Annotated in this window: 20 protein-coding genes; 8 read left to right on the top strand and 12 right to left on the bottom strand. The window is 50.0% G+C overall.

Going from position 1 to position 19,024, the window contains the following annotated elements:
* Positions 1-191 precede the first annotated feature (191 nt).
* Both ACXKZD_RS23475 and ACXKZD_RS23470 read right to left on the bottom strand, forming a co-directional pair.
* Positions 192-1,109 (bottom strand): arginase family protein, encoded by a 918-nt coding sequence (locus tag ACXKZD_RS23475; protein ID WP_488982285.1) that lies wholly within the window; start codon positions 1,107-1,109, stop codon positions 192-194.
* Between the two features lie 144 nt (positions 1,110-1,253).
* On the bottom strand, positions 1,254-1,463 hold the full coding sequence (locus ACXKZD_RS23470; protein WP_072014623.1) for a DUF6434 domain-containing protein: 210 nt from the start codon (positions 1,461-1,463) through the stop codon (positions 1,254-1,256).
* 382 nt (positions 1,464-1,845) lie between these two features.
* On the opposite strand from ACXKZD_RS23470, the gene ACXKZD_RS23465 reads away from it, so the two are divergent.
* Positions 1,846-2,457 carry an SDR family NAD(P)-dependent oxidoreductase gene (locus ACXKZD_RS23465; protein WP_262419637.1) on the top strand — a complete coding sequence of 204 codons (612 nt, stop codon included), beginning with the start codon at positions 1,846-1,848 and terminating at the stop codon, positions 2,455-2,457.
* Positions 2,458-2,865: 408 nt separating this feature from the next.
* On the opposite strand, the gene ACXKZD_RS23460 is transcribed toward ACXKZD_RS23465, so the two are convergent.
* Positions 2,866-3,213, bottom strand: coding sequence for an ArsR/SmtB family transcription factor (locus ACXKZD_RS23460; RefSeq protein ID WP_022624627.1), 348 nt, complete (start codon positions 3,211-3,213; stop codon positions 2,866-2,868).
* A gap of 51 nt (positions 3,214-3,264) precedes the next feature.
* Between ACXKZD_RS23460 and ACXKZD_RS23455 the strand changes: the two genes are divergently transcribed.
* Positions 3,265-4,257, top strand: a complete 993-nt coding sequence (locus tag ACXKZD_RS23455; protein WP_488982284.1) for a threonine ammonia-lyase — start codon at positions 3,265-3,267, stop codon at positions 4,255-4,257.
* A 208-nt stretch (positions 4,258-4,465) separates the two neighbouring features.
* Positions 4,466-4,906, top strand: a complete 441-nt coding sequence (locus tag ACXKZD_RS23450; protein WP_199740660.1) for a GNAT family N-acetyltransferase — start codon at positions 4,466-4,468, stop codon at positions 4,904-4,906.
* 152 nt (positions 4,907-5,058) lie between these two features.
* On the opposite strand, the gene ACXKZD_RS23445 is transcribed toward ACXKZD_RS23450, so the two are convergent.
* Positions 5,059-5,679: a protein phosphatase CheZ gene (locus ACXKZD_RS23445; RefSeq protein WP_010259809.1), complete on the bottom strand. Its 621-nt coding sequence runs from the start codon at positions 5,677-5,679 to the stop codon at positions 5,059-5,061.
* Between the two features lie 328 nt (positions 5,680-6,007).
* Positions 6,008-6,691 (bottom strand): hypothetical protein, encoded by a 684-nt coding sequence (locus ACXKZD_RS23440; protein ID WP_191920218.1) that lies wholly within the window; start codon positions 6,689-6,691, stop codon positions 6,008-6,010.
* A 631-nt stretch (positions 6,692-7,322) separates the two neighbouring features.
* Between ACXKZD_RS23440 and ACXKZD_RS23435 the strand changes: the two genes are divergently transcribed.
* Positions 7,323-7,652, top strand: a complete 330-nt coding sequence (locus ACXKZD_RS23435) for a hypothetical protein (protein WP_223564327.1) — start codon at positions 7,323-7,325, stop codon at positions 7,650-7,652.
* On the opposite strand, the gene ACXKZD_RS23430 is transcribed toward ACXKZD_RS23435, so the two are convergent.
* Positions 7,624-8,445 carry a DUF4225 domain-containing protein gene (locus ACXKZD_RS23430; protein ID WP_223564328.1) on the bottom strand — a complete coding sequence of 274 codons (822 nt, stop codon included), beginning with the start codon at positions 8,443-8,445 and terminating at the stop codon, positions 7,624-7,626. The two genes, ACXKZD_RS23435 and ACXKZD_RS23430, sit on opposite strands and share 29 nt — an antisense overlap.
* A gap of 436 nt (positions 8,446-8,881) precedes the next feature.
* Here ACXKZD_RS23430 and ACXKZD_RS23425 point away from each other — a divergent pair, with 436 nt between their 5' ends.
* Positions 8,882-9,193 (top strand): cupin domain-containing protein, encoded by a 312-nt coding sequence (locus ACXKZD_RS23425; RefSeq protein WP_031594071.1) that lies wholly within the window; start codon positions 8,882-8,884, stop codon positions 9,191-9,193.
* Here the strand turns inward: ACXKZD_RS23425 and ACXKZD_RS23420 are convergent.
* Both ACXKZD_RS23420 and gstA read right to left on the bottom strand, forming a co-directional pair.
* Positions 9,190-9,933 (bottom strand): alpha/beta hydrolase, encoded by a 744-nt coding sequence (locus ACXKZD_RS23420; RefSeq protein WP_223565845.1) that lies wholly within the window; start codon positions 9,931-9,933, stop codon positions 9,190-9,192. The two genes, ACXKZD_RS23425 and ACXKZD_RS23420, sit on opposite strands and share 4 nt — an antisense overlap.
* 168 nt (positions 9,934-10,101) lie before the next feature.
* Positions 10,102-10,707: a glutathione transferase GstA gene (gene gstA, locus ACXKZD_RS23415; RefSeq protein WP_223565846.1), complete on the bottom strand. Its 606-nt coding sequence runs from the start codon at positions 10,705-10,707 to the stop codon at positions 10,102-10,104.
* 129 nt (positions 10,708-10,836) lie between these two features.
* Here gstA and ACXKZD_RS23410 point away from each other — a divergent pair, with 129 nt between their 5' ends.
* Entirely contained in the window at positions 10,837-11,727 is an 891-nt protein-coding gene (locus tag ACXKZD_RS23410; RefSeq protein WP_223564332.1) for a LysR family transcriptional regulator, read from the top strand.
* A gap of 196 nt (positions 11,728-11,923) precedes the next feature.
* On the opposite strand, the gene ACXKZD_RS23405 is transcribed toward ACXKZD_RS23410, so the two are convergent.
* The 4 genes from ACXKZD_RS23405 to ACXKZD_RS23390 all read right to left on the bottom strand — a co-directional run bounded on the left by ACXKZD_RS23405 (position 11,924) and on the right by ACXKZD_RS23390 (position 17,465).
* Positions 11,924-13,441, bottom strand: coding sequence for a hypothetical protein (locus tag ACXKZD_RS23405; protein ID WP_488982283.1), 1,518 nt, complete (start codon positions 13,439-13,441; stop codon positions 11,924-11,926).
* Positions 13,442-13,687: 246 nt separating this feature from the next.
* Complete coding sequence (locus ACXKZD_RS23400) at positions 13,688-14,656, bottom strand: YiiG family protein (RefSeq protein ID WP_488982350.1); 969 nt, start codon at positions 14,654-14,656, stop codon at positions 13,688-13,690.
* A gap of 135 nt (positions 14,657-14,791) precedes the next feature.
* Positions 14,792-16,669 (bottom strand): M48 family metallopeptidase, encoded by a 1,878-nt coding sequence (locus ACXKZD_RS23395; protein WP_033786801.1) that lies wholly within the window; start codon positions 16,667-16,669, stop codon positions 14,792-14,794.
* Positions 16,670-17,027: 358 nt separating this feature from the next.
* Positions 17,028-17,465 (bottom strand): DUF2628 domain-containing protein, encoded by a 438-nt coding sequence (locus ACXKZD_RS23390; protein ID WP_033760988.1) that lies wholly within the window; start codon positions 17,463-17,465, stop codon positions 17,028-17,030.
* Positions 17,466-17,866: 401 nt separating this feature from the next.
* Between ACXKZD_RS23390 and ACXKZD_RS23385 the strand changes: the two genes are divergently transcribed.
* Together ACXKZD_RS23385 and ACXKZD_RS23380 are read left to right on the top strand one after the other, a co-directional pair.
* Complete coding sequence (locus tag ACXKZD_RS23385) at positions 17,867-18,208, top strand: hypothetical protein (RefSeq protein ID WP_010259779.1); 342 nt, start codon at positions 17,867-17,869, stop codon at positions 18,206-18,208.
* A 30-nt stretch (positions 18,209-18,238) separates the two neighbouring features.
* Positions 18,239-18,838, top strand: coding sequence for a hypothetical protein (locus tag ACXKZD_RS23380; RefSeq protein WP_033760995.1), 600 nt, complete (start codon positions 18,239-18,241; stop codon positions 18,836-18,838).
* Positions 18,839-19,024: the final 186 nt, after the last annotated feature.

Raw genomic sequence — 19,024 nt, 5'->3', positions numbered from 1 at the left:
GTCAGTATCAGAAATTAATCCTGATACGACCCTGTCTGAAAAGGTCATAAAAACCTATCTGACATGCTCCCAGCAAACTGACATAGCAATGTAAGCAAGTTCCGCTTCTGGTACAAAACTGCCTGCTGAAAAGGGCGGATGACCGCTATGAGCGAAGAGCGCACGTAGTAACCGCATTGATTGTAAGTGGGTCAGGTATTGTTAGTTATGCTTCTGAGCATGTCCAAAATGAGCTTTGCTGCTGTCCCTTCATGATCTAAATCAGGATCATAAATGGTCACTGTGATGCCACAGCAGCGCATATTTCTGAAAAGTTCGCGACAGAGATTTACAAGTGTTTCAGAAGACAAACCGGGATTGCCGGGACAATCAACTGCAGACATTTCAGAACTGTCCAAAACATCCATGTCAAGATGAATCCAGTAGGGCATTTCAGTAAAAAGGTTGAGCCGCTCGAATATCACATTGATGAGATGATGATCAGGCAACTTAAGCGCGTCAAAAATAGTTATACGCCGGATATCAGTGCCAACAATGTCAGGCCATTCATAATCTTCAAGGAGCGACTCACGCTCTCCCAGCTGAATCACTGCGTCATCCTGAACCAGGGATCCTTCGATACCGGGCCATGCAGTCAGTAATGGCTCTCCCCGACCGGTAACGAGTGCCAAATCCATTCCGGCCGCAGCGCCTGGTCGTGCTCCTGGTTCTCGCTTCCAGTTGCCGGGATGACGGAAATCGCTGTGGCCGTCAATATGCACAAGTGCAAGTTGCCCTAACTGACGCCTGCTGCCCAGCAAGGCTCCGGGCAGGATGGCGCAGTCGCCTCCGATAACAACGGGCTTTAAGTTGCGATGATGCGCCGCCTCTACTTCATCAGCCAATCGTAGATTAAGTTGTCTGAGCTTGTGACCGTTCAGGATATCAGTACCTGGCTCACATTCAGGACTGTATTCAGGGCAGGGAACAGTAACAAAGTTACAAGAGGGAAACATTTTATCGAGTCCGTGGTGCATGAGAACTGCTGGCGCACGGAATGTGCCCGGTATGTGCCCTTCATAAAGAGGGTTGAGACCAAGACCAGACGGGACAAGAATTATTTTTTCCATAAAAAACCTGATTTTAACTGGGTTGAGTACCACAGAAACTAAGCTTTCTTACGAAACAGCTTTGTCGCCGAGATAAAATTCGAGGTGTTAACCTGTGCCAGAACGCACAAGGTTCGCTATAAGTGAGAGGCTGACATCCATATTTTAACGTTTATATCGCCGTTTCCACTCATCTACGACATCACCCAAATTCTTAGGGGTAGCATTACTTATCCAGATCATAAATTCACGATTGAATCGGAAATTCTCCCCACACTCTTTGACCATAAAACGGCGAACGTTTTGTGTGTTTTTGTAATTTTTATCAATGATGGTAGAACGTGTTAGTGAGGAGCTATGCCAATCAGTTTCCATCTTTCCAGTTCCCGTAATGAGTGGTTTTAAATAAAAATTAGTACTCCACTTTAGTCAGAGAAGCTGAAATTTCTCAAGGTCTGCTCCGGGCAAAAAGCGGTCTGAAACGCGGCCCCATGCCTCCAGTGCGTTTTAACCTGCCACAACCCGTCAAAACAGAGGTGCGCTTGTTAGCCGAGCTCAATATCGACTGGCGGGCCTGCTACTGCAGTCAATCGAGCGGTTCAGGCATTGACTGTACCTCTTTCAGAAAATCTACAAAAGCGCGCAGAGGTGCTGACATAAAGCGGCTGGGAAAGTAGAGCCAGGGACCTTCAAATTCGGGCCACCACTCCGGAAGCACAGGCAGCAGTTCACCCGTCGTAAAGCAGGGCTGCAGCCAGTGTTCAAAGACGGCGACAGCCGGTTGCTGTCGGAAGGCATTAAAGTGCGGCTGGCTATCATTGACGTGACAGACCAGAAAAGTGTTGATGCGGCCGTCGGGCAGATAAAGTCAGAAGATGGAAAACTAGATGTGCTGATCAACAATGCGGGTATTCCCGGAACCTGGCCCATCGCGCCTGAGTCGCAGAGCATCAGCGATATTATGACGGTGTATAACACCAACGTTTTCGGCGTCATCAGAGTAACGCAGGCTTTTCTGCCGCTGCTCAAACTGGGTGAGGAACCCCGGATTATCATGGTCAGCAGCGGGCTGGGATCGCTGGAATGGGTATCTGACAAAGCGCATCCCTACTCTCAGGTAGCGGCACTGGGCTATACCAGTTCAAAAACGGCATTAAATGGCGTTACGGTGGCATTTGCCAATTCACTGTCTGAGTATGGCATCAGCGTAAACGCAGTTGACCCGGGATATACGGCCACCGATTTTAACGGACATACCGGTTATCGAACTGTATCCCAGGCGGCCAGAGGGATCGTCTGGTTCGCTGCTGAAGCATGCCAGACAATCACCGCAGGATTCTTTTTGGATGGAGAGCGCGCACCCTGGTGAATCTCTTCTAATAAAAGCATTCCACCTGCCTGAATGGGGCAGGTTGGTTGACGGGTTGCGGCAGAACGCCAGGCGTGTCGTGCGCAGTCGGTTCTCAAATATGTCCGAATCATCCTGAAGGAAAATAAGCGGCTCAATGTTTCTTAGCGCATCTGAATGTAATTAATGGCCGCCTCAGGCACGGATCGTACAGAAAGTTAGGTCATAAGGTCCGCTTTGAACGTAAAGCGGACCCAGACCTACAGGCTGGTCATCAGCCGGGGTAGTTTCTGAAGTTAAACGGCAGTTTTGCAGAAGATGACAACAGATAACGATGACCGAATAAATTTATCTGAAAGGCGGGCACGCCAGGAGCGAGATATACACACACACTGGATTTCCTGCCCTGTAAAAACACATACTGACCAATTATGGCTGTTCAGGTGAATCAGTCGCCTGCTTCCCATATCCAGACAACATTGCCGTAGCTTCATCCATCCGTTGACGATCAAGTTTATAGAACACCCAGTTCTTGATACGTTTCGATGTCACAATCCCAGCTTTAGCAAGAATTTGCAGATGGCCTGTCACGGTGGGCTGACTCAGACCAATTTTTTCGGTGATAAATCCGACACACACACCATCCTTAACCAAATCGCCGTCCTGCTGCACCGGAAAATGTGACTCTGGATCGGACAGCCATTCAACAATCACGAGCCGATGCTCATTACCAAGGGCACGAAAAATATCGGCCATTAATGTCTTTGAGTTGTGCATATAGCCAATCGCCTATATAGTCATTTTCTTATATAACTTTAGGGGCATACTATGACAAACCACAGACAAAGGCTAACAGACAGTTTCACGCTGAAAGATATTTATGCCGCTTCCGGGCGAATTAAATCAACAGTATGCAAAACTCCACTGGAGCCTTCCCACTCGCTGTCTGCTCTTGTCGGGACGGAGGTCAGGCTTAAGATGGAAAATCTTCAGCATACCGGTAGCTTTAAGCTGAGAGGTGCTGCAAACGTTCTTGCCAGTCTTAATGCAGACCAGCGACGTGCCGGCGTCATCGCCCCGACGGCAGGGAATCATGGTTTAGGGCTTGCCTGTGCGGGACATGCGGCAGGCATACCCGTATCCATATTCCTACCGTTTTCAGCAGACCCGATTAAGGTTTCTGCAATGAAAAGTTATGGTGCGCAGGTTACGTTTTTTGACAACATTGAAGACGCAAGGCAGGAAGCCATTGTCGCAGCGCAACAGTCCGGCGCAACGTTCGTCTCAGCCTATAATAATCAGCATATGATTGTCGGAGGCGGCACCGTCGGTCTGGAAATCATGGAAGACTGGCCAGACGCTGACGTTATTCTCGTGAACATTGGCGGCGGCGGGCTGGCCTCCGGTATCGCAACAGCCATCAAGGGCATAAACCCTGCAGCCGAAGTGTGGGCAGTGCAGAGTGAAGCAAGCCCTACGTTTGCGCGCTGGAAAGAAGCTGGTGAGGCGATCCCAGTGGAAATATCTTCGTCAATCGCCGAAGGCATAAGTGGCTATATAGAGCCTGAAGCGATGACCTGGCCACTTATACGCGATCGCGTCGATCGTGTTCTTCTGGTTTCAGAAGCCGAAATCAAAGCAGCGATGCTGTTAATGCTTAATCTTCACAGCCATGTTGTAGAGCCTTCGGGCGTACCCGCAGTTGCGGCAGCCCTTCGTTATGCAAAAGAACTGAGCGGGCGTAAAGTTGTCTGCGTGGTGAGCGGTAGAAACATATCGGGTTCCCGCTATCTCAAATTAGTTAATGAGGCGTCACTATGAAGAAACAGAGCGGAGTTAAGGTCGGCTGAGCTCTTATTGCACAACGTTCTTATCATAACGACTTCATCCATTACGCAGGCTTTGAGGTAGTGCCGCCTTTGACGGCCTGCCGTTTAACAGCCTTTTCGCTCAAAATTCTATGGTTGGTTCAAGGGAATGTCAGGCATCATCATCAAAAAATATTTCTGTCATACAAGGAGTAAGACTAATGAATATAAATATAAGAACAGCCCGGGCTTCTGATGTTGATAGTATTTTCGAAGTCAGAACCTCAGTGCTCGAGAATTATTTGAGTCGTGAAGAAATGCGTCAGCTGGGGATCACCGAAAGCGTCGTGGCCGATATGATTGAAAAGAATTTATGCGCCTGGGTTGCAGCTGAAAACGACAAAATAGTCGGCTTTTCAATGATTTTGCCGGATGAAGGCTGTCTTTTTGCGGCCTTTGTTCTCCCGGAATATGAAGGCCAGGGGATAGGTCGCAGGCTGGTTTTTCTCGCCGAGCAGGAATTATTTAAACATCATGAAGTTGCGTGGCTGGAAACCGATAAAAATAGTCGCGCGGCGAAATTTTACATGCAGATCGGCTGGGGCAATAAAAAAGAGATTAACGATACCGATATCAAACTGGAGAAATATCGCAGCGTGTAATCTACTGTCATTTTCATAAACGTCTGCCAATGGCATAAGGCGGACGTTTAGCCAAAATAACATCTTTGCTGTCAGCAAGACCGATTGGGTGGCATGGCGAAAACGCTTTAATCATTAATCGTCCTTTCTCAGAGCGATTTTATTACGTCGGCTTACATTCCCAGACTGGCCAGCAGGTCGTCCACATCATCCTGACTGGCAGGAGTCTCTGGTGCGGAGGAAGGTTTAGACGGCGCAGTGCGCTCGGCGGTGCTGTGTGAGCCGGTATTATCGCGGATGACCTGTATCAGCTGCTGCTCAGCCTGATTCAGCACGGCCATCATAGCCTGCACAATCTGTCCTGTGAGGTCCTGGAAGCCCTGTGACATCATAATCGCGTGTAACTGCTGTTGCGTCAGACCCGTGACGCGGGGGACATCATTCAGCAAGGCAACGGTATCTGCCGCTAATGCCTGGGTCTGTTCTTTGTCTGACAGCGTACCGGAAGTGGCATCCCAGCGTTGCGAGAGTTTCTCAGCTTTTTCTCCCAGATCGGTTTGCAGAGGCTGCGTGATTTCCACGCTGTTGATTACGCCCTCTGCTGCTTCGCGGGTCATTGTGACGACATAACCCAGCCTTTCACGGGCGTTTGGGATGCTTCCCGCCACATCGGCGATGGTTTTATCAAGCCCCAGCTGTTGCAGACTGTCGCGAAGCTGCCGCAGGATGAAGCCAGCACGCGCCGTAATTTCGCCAATTTCCTGATGCTTACTATGGGTGTCGGATGGTGACATGGATGTTGTTTCCTGCGTACAGAGTTTCGATACCTGAGGTTATCGGCAGCTCGCGGCGGTTTTTTAAATTTCCTGAGGTTTTTACTCGTGTAAAAAGTGACATGATGTGAATGAGACACCCTAGAGCTAACGACATCAGGGTTGTAATAGGCAGAAAGTGTTGCGCGCAGGCCCTGTTTTTTCAGCCGGAGGGGGTTGTCAGGTATAGAGCGGAATGTGTGCGGGTTAATGACTGTTATGAGCGAAAAAAGGGGCGTATTACCCACTTCTGAAACGTTTACGCGAGGGCAGGCAGTATCTTATTTATCATGTAATTTCTTCGTCTTAATTAATCCGCCAACGAATAACATTTTGTCCAGTTGTAGTTAACCCTCGCCAGTTTTAATTCTCCATCTACATCCCCAAAATTAATGGTCTGACGTTCAAAAATAAACTCACGCACGGGTGCAGGTAAAAAATCAGCGCCGTAGCGCAGAATCGTGCTGTGCCAGAAGGGTGCCGGTAATGGGCTGCCGGTATGACGCATCAGCAACTCATTTTTCCAGTGCGAATCCAGAACTTTTTCGCAGAATGAGTGGCGCATGGCTATTGCCGAACTATCAGGGATCCCCGCAAGCAATAACTGACTGGGCAATGCAACTAAATGCAAATCTCTGATAACAATTTTTATCGCATCAAATTCGCTCCAGATATTCGTTAATTCATTGATTTTTTCGGGCAATGGCTCGTTTTCGTTATAGAGCGGCAGAGTCAGGGGCAGGAAGGTAAAATGGAAACCCTGTGTGGGCAGAATATCGGCAAGGGGATCATCCTTTGTGAGCTGCTGTAATTCACAAATAAGACGTGAGACATCAAAGGTCACCGGCGGCTGAATGCCTGCTGCAAGAGCCAGCCTTAAAGGATCGTAGTAATTTCCCTCTTTAATTGCTCCGATTCCTGCATTTTCCGACCATATGGAGAAGGTGTTCTCGTTGGCAGAGCGATACAAGTTTTCCAGATTTATCGATTTCATTACAGACCTTTGGCATTGGTATGAACAGAGGCGATTCGTCATTAATAGTATTTCTGTCTGGTATTTTAGGCTATTCGATTAATTTTTAAGGGATAATAAGGATTTGAGAAGTGAGTTGTTATTACTGCCCATAACTTATCAGGCATATCCCCTTTGCTGATCGCAAACATATCACCATATGTTCAACGTCTCACACATCTTTAAGGATAGCGTTGCGTCGATTCGTCCAGGTCACAGGAGATGGCGAACGCAGTCTACCCGTACAGTGGCCACTGATGACCAGTTAGCGACCAGATTTAAACGATTGTATTACATGGTTATTCACGGTCAGGATGGCGGTTCAGGGCTGGCTGATGAGTTGGCAATATCTCAGTAAATGCCAACAGTATCTGGAAATCCCGATTAGCCGCAGCTGTTTCGCGGTCAGGAGTACATTCACAAGGGGCACTATCTGATAGATCAGGAAAAGCGCACTGGTACATCATGCTGATCCCAGCTAACCACCCGCTCTGTGGATAATGGACGTTTACAAGTATCACGCGACAGAAAGCCTGCGCTTCACGGGTTTTTTAGTGCCGTTTTCAGGTAAACTTGCTTAAGCTATTAAGGTAATTTTTAAGGATGAAAATCTATGAAAGTGAGTGAAAAAGCACTACTGGAATCCGGCTTTAGTCATGCAGATCTACTAAAACTGAAAAACAATATGGCTAATTATGGTGGCTCACTGGATTCCATGATCCATGATCTTGCTAACCGCTTTAACGCCTCGAAGTGGATTACTATTATTGCCTTTATCATACTTGCTCTTACGCTGATGCTGGCATCCGTAGATACCAGCATCACGCTGGCGGCCACACTTGCGATTATATTGCCTTTTATATGGTATTTAGCCCCAGCAAAGCTTGCATACAAGTCATGGCGCTATCGCAGAATCACGGCTCATTCAGAGCAGCATCAGTGATATACATAAGGTCAAATATGACCTTAGCTTTAACACCATAACCGACTATATTCATTGTGAGTTTTGGACGGCTCATAGTGCTGACTTTCCTGAAATAATCCGCGGGCAAATATCTGAACAGACGCCAGGTTCCAGGGCGTCTGAACAGACCGAATACGCTATAGGCATTTGCAACAAGCGAGATTGATTTATAGATTCCCAGCCCGCTATCAGGGCTGAACCCCATGAATGCAGCAGTGGACATAGCGGCATCCGCAACCAATCCTTCAGACTGTTTGTTATCCATTACATAGTGCGCAATTTCTTTGCTTATGCCGTTCGCACCATCAGTAACTAAAACTGCACCGGCCAGAACGCCCAATGGTGTCATAGTTCCTATAAGGGTCAGGCCAGCAGCTATTTCAGCCCCCGACAAAACTACATTTACAGCCGAAATGACATACCCGACAATTTTATTATTTTCCCTGACGAACTCCACTTTGGCATAAAGTTTCGCCGTTTTCATGCGCAGCATTCTGTCCTGCTCCTGAAGGTTTTCCGTTTCTTCCCTCAGATTTTTAATACAGGCTATGCATTCTTCGTCTGATTTTGCACGTCGGGCAGACGCAAACTGCTGCTCAACCAGATCTCTGATCTCCTGAACAAACTTCACCTGAGTCATGCCATTCGAAAGATGGACTGAGGACACATGATTAGCTGTATTAATCAGCATTCTGGCCTCAAGGTTAATCATTGTTTCAGCCCAGTTTTTACTTCTGCCTGAGCGCATCATATCAAGCAATGCTACATCCATTTATCTTCTCCCTGTACATAATATCGCCGATAATACCCCATTATTTACAGGTGTAAACCGTCGTTACAGTTGAAGATATATTGCTTCGGATAACACGTTAAAGGATGAACTATCAGGATTTATTTCAAATGATCGTGGCTCTCACACTTATACAGAGGCCATTCACATGACACCGAAAACCGACCCAAAGCGAAACTCATGTGATTGAGATCGCCAGCGCATCGGCCGCGTTACGCTTTATCAGCATGTCGCGCCTGTCTGGCTAAGTCAGTAAAAGAGGGCAGGTCATACTGATTGTCACAACCCCCGCTCTGCCCCTAAACGGACAACCAGAGGACAGATCAGGACAACAGATGCCTGACGTATAGAATCGATCAACTCTCTCTGATATTGATGATGTCGATGGCGTTAAATCACTTCTGTTGAGAGAGCTAAAATGAATTTTTATTGCAGTAAGGAATTTACCGGCTCGAAGGCCTGGGACTCACAGCATATTGCCAGCTTCGATAATGTCAGCGTGAAACTTCACTGGACCGATCAGCCTTATAAGTGGCACATCAACGATGGTCAGGAGGTTTTTGCTGTCATGGATGGGTGTGTTGAAATGCAATATAAAGAGCAGGGCGAAGTTAAAAGCCGGGTACTCAAAACCGGTGATATTTTTTATGCCAGTGAAGGGACAGAACATATTGCGCGTCCACAGGGCGTCGCCCGCGTGCTGGTGATTGAAAAAGAGGGATCGGTTTAATTAAGTTGTGATTCATTATCTGGCTGAGCCAACAAGCCAGTGACAAAACGGGCAATCTCTTCTCCCAGATTGATAAGAAAGGCGTCGCGTGATGGGTGGGTGTCAGTGATATGCGGCGGCAGGATGTTCATGAAGGTGAAATGCCCGGCATCTTTAACCACGCAAAGTTTTGTCTCAGTTCGAATATCTAATTCTTCTTTGATGAACAGCGCTTGCGATGGCGGTGTCAGGGTGTCCTGCTCGCCAGTCCAGATCCTGACCGGCACTTTCACGGAGGCGAGGGCCGAGGGTGCTCTGAAAAAATCCGCAGGTGGCGCTAACAGCACCAGTTGATTCAAATCCTGTCTGCCTGCATATGTCACCTTCTCTCTGGTGCGAGTCCACGCCGTCGCCCCGGCGTGCATCAACAGAATCACGGTGCCGAGTGAGTGCCCGACGCCGGTAATCGAGGCATAATGTTGACAAAACGCATCGCGGGCGAGGGCCAGCCTTTGGCTGCGTTCCAGTAAGTCAGCCTTTGAGGGCGTGGAAGAGGTTAACCGTTCGAAATGGGGCGCTACAACTGAAATACCATTGCGGCTAAAGGTCTGCAGAAGCTCAAGATGACGCAATGGACTTCCGCCAGCACCTGCTGCAAAAAGGATACACTGGCTGGCCTCATTCACCTTCAATAACGTGACGTCAAAATTCCTGTCGGCATGCCTGATGACAGAGGTTTCCGCCCTGGTATTGTTAATCATAAAGCCGACTCCCCGCTAAAAGGTCAGTCTGGAGATACTAACCCGTTCCCGGTGAAACGATAAATTTCAGTCCGCTTCTGGCTCCAGACTACCGTTACGCAAGGCGCCAGCAGCAGATCAAGGATCGGTTATTCATACTCTGGCGTCAGGCCACCAATCTGTCCGCGCTTACTGCGTCGCCTCTGCCCATAATGCCGCCTGCACAGCAGGGCGCACACTGATATTTGCTCTGTATGCCACCAGCGCAGGCCAGCGATCCAGTTCAATGCTGAAGAACTTACACCAGCCCAGTACGGTGAAAAGGTAGGCGTCAGCAATGCTGAATGACGGCCCCATCAGAAACGCTTTTTCGGCGAGCGTATCCTGCAGAAAGTCGAACCGCCGGAAGAGCTTTTCACGAAACAGTGACAGGACAGCGTCGGGCAGTGCCTGGTTAAATAACAGAGCGGAACCCGCGTGGATTTCACTGGTAATGAAGTTCAGCCACTCCTGCAGTCGAACACGCGCCCAGCTGCCTGCTGGCGGTGCCAGCCCGGTTTCCGGCCTCAGGTCGGCGAGGTACTGCACAATCGCCGGCCCTTCAGTCAGTATCTGCCCGTCGTCCAGTTCCAGTGCAGCAACATAGCCCTTGGGGTTGATAAGGCGAAAGTCGCGTCCGTCAGAGGTGAGCTTGCTCCTGTTATCCACTTTAACCAACTCAAACCCCAGTGCGAGTTCACGCAGCACGATATGGGGTGACAGCGAACAGGTATCCGGGGCGTAATAAAGTTTCATGTCTTCTCCGTTAACATTGAAAGCGATGTGAGATTCTCTTTGTCGTTACGGAACAGACTGTGCTTAACGCAGAGAATTCTGTAAAATTAATGCTTCAAAAATTAACTATTAGCTGAGCTACTGATAACCATGATGAATCTTCTGCACTGGCGCTTGCTGGTGGCGGTGGCCGATGCCAGCAATATTTCGCGTGCTGCTGAAACGACAGGTATGACACAGTCCGGTGCCAGCCAGGCTATCGCCCAGTTAGAGTCATCACTCGGGTTCCCGGTATTCGTGCGTGAGCGCCGGCACATCGGTGTTACCGCGCTGGGAGAGCAGGTCATTGAACATGCCAGAATTATGCTGTCGCAGCTCAGCGCGATCCGCGTGCTGGCTGATGAGAGCCGGGGTTTAAAGGGCGGACGCATTCGGCTTGCCAGCTTTCCCTCTGTGACGTCCACACTCCTGCCTGGGCTGTTGCGTAACTTCAGGCGTCTGCATCCGGGCATGGAGGTGGTGGTGCTGGAAGGGACGGATGAAGAAGTTGAGGAGTGGCTTGCAGCAGACACCGTTGAACTGGGGGTGGTAATGAACCCCACACCCGGACGTGCTGAGGTGATACTGGGAAAAGACGCATGGGTCGCCGTCATGCCAGCCAGCGCTCCGCACATCGGTCAGTCAGGCGCGAACGGTATAACCCTGCAGGAACTGGCAGACCAGCCCTTTGTGCTTGCAACAGGCGGATGCGTCGTTAATGGCAAAAGCCTGATGGAACAGTCAGGATGCCACCTCTCTGACGTGCGGGTAAAAGTCCGCGACTGGATCAGCGCCTGCATGCTGGTGCGTGAAGGCATGGGAGTCGCGCTGGTGCCGGAATCAGCCCTGCCAGCGGTACGGCGCGGCCTGTCAGTGATGCCGGTCATCCCGCCTCTGCACCGTGAATTCGGGCTGGTCTGTTCGCCTTCCGGAAAAGCTTCTGGCGCGACGCAGGCACTCCTGAACGGACTGCGTAAAGGGCAGGGTAATATCTCCGGATAATCCCACTGCACAGCTGACGTTATTTGCCGTTACCCGATCAGAAACAGCAGAATGGCTGGCCGGGAAAGAGAGGTCTGCAGACTCTCCCGCCCGCGATCCTTTCTCAACTCACGTCTTAACGCTTTGCCGCATAAGGTGATCGGGACGAATAACGGTTTTCTGACGTGGCGGAACACGCCTGAATCATCGGGATGGCTCAGAATTCGCGTAACTGGTCGAACAGCTGATACAACCGCGGCTGATCCACAAGCGTGGCGCCTTGCTCGCCCAGTTTCTGCTCCAGCGGGTTCAGAACATCGCACAGCACACTGTAGATCTCCTCACGCTCGACCGTCTCAATCGCTTTTGAACGCCGGTCGATGAGATTAAAGGCTTCGGTATAGGCGGTTACGGCGGCGGTTAACAGGCTCGCCACATCCATGCTGCTATCGATGTTGTTCGTGGCAGCCCGCAGGTTTTTGTAAGCCAGCGATGCTTTTTTGGCATAAGTGGCCGAAATATGTTCGCGTCCATCCCAGTCCCGGAACGGATTGTGCAGATTCTCAGCCAGCCATTCCGGCTTGCGTGCTTTACTCAGCGAGAGATCCAACCCCTGAGTTGTCGCCTTTTTATAAGCGGCTCTGACAGAGCTGACCAAGTCAAGCGGGACGCTGGTCATCCACAGGCATGAGAGATTGGGCAACGCTTCTGGTGAGGGAAAGTCAGCCGCGCTGAAGCCAAACAGGTTGAAGAAGGTCAGCATCTGCAACTGTGGCAGTGCGGCAATACGATGCATATTGCTGGCTACGCCGGGATTTCCCCAGATGCGCAGCTCAGTTAAGCAGGTAAAGCGCTCAACGACTGACGCCAGGTCAATCTCTTTAACGCCTGTCAGTGACAATGCCCTGAGCCGGTCAATACCCTGCAGCACAGGCAAAGCCTGAGAGCATTGCAGGCACAGGTTGCGCCCTTCCTGATCCGCCTCTACCTGAAAGCCTGAAGAAGGCGTTGCGGTGAGTGACAGCAGGGAGAGATCAGGATTCAGACGCACGCAGCTGACGCCTTCAGGGTGCAGAATAAAACGCGACAGACGGGTCTCCCCGACATCGATTTCGCTGACGACAGCGGATTGCCAGTGCAGCTCATTAATGAAGTCATGCTGCTGTATATAGGCCATCAGTTCCGGGGTGCCATGGCGGGTTTCGATGGTCATCAGGCAGGGCAGGCGATCCAGTTCAGAGAGATCGGTCAGGGTTTGCAGGAGGTGGTCATTGATACGGGTGGTGTCCTGGCGAAGTGTCTGGCCGCCGATAACCACGTTGTGCGCGCCTGAAGCAGCCTTGAACCGCGCACGGCTGGCCGGGTCGATCTTCTCCCAGTTTCGCTGACGAACAAGACTGTCTCCCACGTCCCAGCCGAACTTGTAGGCGTTTACTTCCTGATCTGCCAGCGGCGGCAGGTTGGCAATTAATACATGTCCCGGTGGGACATTGGCAGAAACATAACCGTGATCGAAGCTGTCTTTGACAAAATAGTAGCTACAGCGCAAAGGCTGCATACGGCTGGCTTCCGCCCTGTCAGGCAAATGATCACCTGCCCAGTCGAGCTGGAGTATGGCTGCAAGGACTTTGCCTCTGGCACTAGCAGGCTGCTGGAGGTGTGTCACCTGACAGGCGACGTACTGCTGCAACTGCGGGGAATACACGCTGTAGATATCGCCGACCTTTGCTTGCACTCTCACTCCTCTCAGTCAAAAATTTTACAGTCAGAAAATCTGATGCGGCGCGCATCCTGCTCAGGGGTGCGCTTTGCCACGGATCTCAGATCCATCCAGCACACTAGCCTGGCATAACGTTTTAACGAAATGCTGGCGCGTGAACATTTTTATTTTTTTTCGCGGCAGGTGACAGCGTCAGTCGGGTTGCACGCAGCAGCCCGACTGACGAAGCCTGCCCGGAGGCATGCGGGGCAGGTATTCAGCTTACAGGCGGTTACCGGCCTCAACCAGTTCGTTATAGGATTTTAAAACACGCATCGGTGAACCCGATACCATCCAGCCTGAATTGCCGCTTCCTTTCAGCAGACTCTGCTCACCCGTGCTGTAAGGTGTTTTATCGCGAATCCGACGCATGCGATCCTTGCAGTCTTTCAGGAAGGTTCCGGCATTATCCTGGAAGATGGACCAGGTTAATGGCTTGCCCGCTTCGCTGGCCGTTGCCTTTTCTGCCTCACTCAGCAGCGTACTGTAAGCATCAATCGCTTTTGTCATCTCTGTCACGTCGGGAGCGGAAGAGGTAAACAGGGTCGCCAGCGGTTTGGCCTGTGTGACTAATGCCAGGCTGTAGTAGCGACTATGACGGCCCTCAGACTTTTCAATCTCAACGAGTTGCGCAGCAACGACCTCATTGTTCTCTTTTTCAACTTCGGCACCGAACTGGTCGCTGGATTTCATAAAGCTGTTAAACGCCTTCATGAGCGGCGGATGCATTTGTTTGGCTTTCGCGAAGCCATCATCCTTGTAATCTTCCTGACTGTAGTAAAGATGAGCCTGCGAAACCAGCGGCTGCAATGTCGTTAAATCTGCCAGATACTGTGTTGCTGCAGCATCCAGCGCCGGTAACGTCGGTTTAGCCTTCGATGCCTGGTTGATGGCTTTAGTGCAGCTCTCCAGTTCATAAGACGTGACCTCGCCCAGTACGTTGACGCTGCGCTCTTTGCCGGTTGGCCCCTTTTCAGCATTCGCCATCCAGCTCACATAGCGCAGGGCACTATCGCGAACCGATCCATCCGTAGTGTTAAAGCAACCCACATAGGCGTTTAATTTTGTGGTGAGTTGCGCAGCGCTATCCTCCGCAACAGCCTGGGGTTGACTCTGCGGGGCGGGTTTTGCATCCGCTTTGTCACTGTTGTCACATGCTGCCAGCGGCAGCACAAGTGCAGTCACCAGCATCCCGGGTATCATGGCCCTGCTTGCTCTTTTAAACACAATCGTTCCTTTATTTATGTGGTCAGAAATAGAGATTGAAAATGGATGTTCGCATTGGCTCCCTTTTCAGCTGCGAGGAGGGAGCCGATGACAAACGGGTTATGCGCTTTGCGTCGCTGCCGCCGTTTCTTCTTTCAGCAACGCCCTGACTGTCTGATGACGATGCCAGTAATAGCCGAGGGTGTTTTTAAAGGCTTCAATCTCCTTTTTCAGGCCCGGCAGAGGGATCTCACTGCGTTTTTTTCCCTGCGAGTTTGGCTGCACATGTTGCACGTAGAGCTTATCCCGGCCGAAGCTACGAATGACGTTGATGTTTTTAACGTTATCCCACTCCAGCACTTCGCCGGTTTTCGGCGACACGATGCCCTGCCAGGTGATGACGATCTGCGAGCCATCTTTCAGGGTATAAGGAACATTGGGGAAATGCTTCAGCACCAGCGCGGTTTCCATTTCACCATCAGGCTGATAGCGCCAGGCCAGGCTCTCTTCATGCACAGAAGAGAAGTCGCGCTCATATTTCTGCCATAACTGCTGTTCAATCTCGTTGGCAACCGGCATCAGATCGACCCAGCTCTGGGCCGGGAAATCGGCGGCGATCGCTGCATAGTCAGCTTCGTTAATCTCATATCCTACGTTGCGCATCCTTTCCGCCAGCGGCGGGTGTGAATCAAACGGGTGCGGCACATTCTGCTCACGGATGACGCTGATAAAGTCCGGAGAGGCGACATGTTCTGGCAGACCGGCAGCAATAGCTTTACTGATCCCCAGTTCATTTTCGTGCAGCGTCTGATTATTAAAGAAGTTTCGCTCAACTTCATTCCGGTAGCTGGCATACGCAGATACTTTGATCAGTGATTCGATAATCGCGGCAGGGGAGACCAGCGTTGATGCATTGCGATCCGCGACAAACTCACGTTCACGGCTGTTACGCTGCCACGCCAGTTCAAACAGCATGCGATAAAGATAGAGCGGATAGAAGACGATCAGCGTGGCCACATTCTGACCCATCAGCTGCATATAGAGATCAAACCGATGCAGTTTCGGTCCCAGTAATGCGCCGGAGGCGGTGTCGCCTTCATGCAGGTGGGTCAGTTCATGGACCATCACGCCATCAGCCTGCGCAACGGTGAGCTGACGCAGGAGCGGAATACTGACATAGAGCTTACGGCCGGTGAGCGGATTCCCATTCACGTTCAGCGGAGCTTCGGTCACGTAGAAGTTGGTGTCGATACCCGCAACAATATGATCGGGTGGCGTGGTGCCCACTCTTGCGGCCAGCATATCAATCTGTGACCAGAGTGCCGGTGCCGCTTCGCGGGTCACGACTTCGCCTTCAATACTCTCTTCCGGTGGGAGTTTTTTGAAGATGCCTTTAATCATGTAATACATGCCGGCCAGCACCAGCAGTCCTACTGCCATCACCAGTTTGGGATAGTAGGTTTGTGTGAAGAAGGCGGTGCCCCAGAATGAGAGCCATACCAGCATGCCGCCCTGTACCATGACTTCCAGCGAACAGGCCAGCATCAGGAACTTGCGGGCCAGCGCCAGACTGATAACCTGTCCCTGGCGGCTTTTAAAGGCCAGCGCACTGAACAACAGCACCATCAGCAGGACAGCGCCGCTGCCGATCAGTGTCCAGAATGCCACTTTATCCATCATGTAGAACTGCCACAGTTCGGATTGCGGTTCGCAGACGGCGTTTTTGTAATCCTGCAGATTTTCATCTACCGGGCCGCAGACACTGGAAGGCGGGTTCTGCTGCAGAAACGCCTGTAGTTTGTCCGTATCCTGATGTTGTTCCCGCGCATCGTCCATGAAGAACTGCGTGTATTGCTGATCAAGTTGTTTGTTGCCATATTCAGCAAAAAACAGGGTAATAACAGGGACGAGAAACAGTGTGAACAGCAGCCAGAAAAATACCTTTAGATAACCCTTTTTCAATTCCGTTAATGTATTCAAAATAATAACATCCTGCATGTCTATGAAAGGGAGAAGCTGCTGCTATCAGGAAATTCCGAAAAGAATATCCTGGCCCCGGTTAAACGGTGCGGAAACATTTATGCGAGCTTCACGATATTATAATTATTGCAGAGCGATTATAAGCCAGCCTGAACCCGTTTTGAAAAGGTATAGACGGATATTTTCGGCGATTTTTTCCTTTTCCGTCAGGTTATTTTTCTGGCGGCTTCCGGTGGTTCTGCCACGACAGCACTAATTTGAGTTAGTACTCATCACTTATTCTGTCCGATCTCCTGACCGAGGGCTAATCCCCGCCATCTGTCTGCATCCGATACACCATAATCCTATATTTTACCATCAGAGCGGTGCGAAAAAATTACCAGCGCATCCCTTTGAAGGGATTCCAGCCGTTATCGGCTTTTTTCTCTTTCAGGTAATAACTGTAATTGGTGCTCATGCCGTACAGGGCATTAAAACCATAGCCCAGGCCGATCTGAAGATACCGTGGAAATTCCATGCCCGCTATCGCTAAGGCGATGATCAAAATAGTATAAACAACTACCATAATTAAAATCAGCATGATGTTCTTCTTCCACAGGCCGAGTACGAACAGATAAATCGGGCCGAAAAGAAAGGCAATTAAATTCATGTTCACTTTTAATTTTTGCCTGAAAGGCAGTTGTTTCAATGCCTGTCTGAAGCCTGGTGTACTGGGAGCACCATGAAGGTCGAAAAAATCAAATCGGGTCTGCCATTTCGCACTGTACTCTTTAGTTGCATTTACTTTATTATGATTTTCAATAGGTTGATTCATGTTTACCTCAATATCCTGCGCAGAAAACTACAGAGACCGACACTGTTTCAGACGGATGACAGCCGCATGAATGGTGCTTATCGACCGCCAGAACAGCGCATACGAATTTTAAAAACAGGGTAGCCGTGTTAATTTGCACGAAAATAATATCGGTACGGTACAAATAGCCATGCTACACCCTGGGTGCGCTATTAGCTGCACGGGTGCCGAATTCAGGTTAAACAACAATATTTGAAAATAAATCCATCAGAATCAGTAATGTGAAAATTGCACAGGCCGGACATCTCCTGGGCTGGATGTAATTGATATTAGCACCAAAGAAAATATCGCCACAATGATAAAAATATGTTAATTTTCAAAAAAAATATTCCTCGTTCCTCACACCTTAGAAGGATATAAAGATGATCGCATGGAGCGGAGTGGGTTTTTTCGTCGCAGTATTAATTTCTGCCGCCTACCTCTTGTGTAAATGGCTGTTAGATATTTATTACTACGACGGTTTCTTTGTCGCCCATCTATGGGCGACAGGGGCTACGCTGATCGTTTCTGCCCTTTTTTGTGCGGCCTTTGTCTGGGTGCTTCGGCAGGAAAAATGGCTGGACTCCCTTGCACAAGCAACGAAAAGCCAGCCAATGATGGCCCCTGAAAAAACCCACAACTTCTTTTTTATTCCCGTTCTCTACTGGCCGATTATTCTGTTTCTGCTCGGCTCAGGGATCTGTATTTACGACCTGACCCGATAACACCTCACATCACTGATACAGGCCATACTGATGCTGTATCAGCGAAATGGAAATATCATCAATACGAAGGAGTTCATGGTGAAATTAAGAAAATCATTAAACATTATGGGTGCGATCTGCCTGGCAACTGCCATCGGCGGTACTTCTCTGATGGCATCAGCAGCTGAGACAGCACCAGCTGCAAACACGCAGACTCAGACGATCTCTTTGCTGGATGGCAAACAGACGTTCAAACTGCAGGGCTATGAAAAGCAGCCTGTGCCGGGCGGCGGACCAGGCACCATGTATGTGAACAAGCAGGAAAAACGCGTATTGATTATTGGCGAAGAAGAAATTCCATTGATTGCGCGCGGTGGCAGTGACGCTGATTTTCTTGAAGGCGGGAAGTCTATCAAAGACAAGCAGAAGCAGGCTTCACCTTCTTATACGGTGATCAGTGAGAAAACTGAAAATACCAACGGTTTGCCGGTCTATCATATTGAAGCCACCGACAAAATGGGTGGCAACGATGTGCAACAGGCGACGCTGCTGGCGGTCGCCAACAAGAAATTCACCGTTATTCAGGTGATTTCAAACCACAAAGACAAGGCTGGCCACCTGAAAGCAGTAAACAATATCCTCGGTAAGTAAGGCCTCAGTCGATAAGCCCGGTTAGCTGATCGACCCGGATAAGGGGTTGCCGGTGGGGTTCATGAGTTTACTCAGAACTCACCTGCAATGCCTTGTCTGAACAATGCTCAGGCTGACGCGTCTGCGCGTCATCACGGCTTGCCCGCAAACCCCTTTCCTGACCTCTTTCTTCAGGCGTTATGCCAG

The organism is Pantoea sp. ABR1s (genome assembly GCF_057812235.1).
This window is presented reverse-complemented; position numbering and strand designations above follow the sequence as displayed.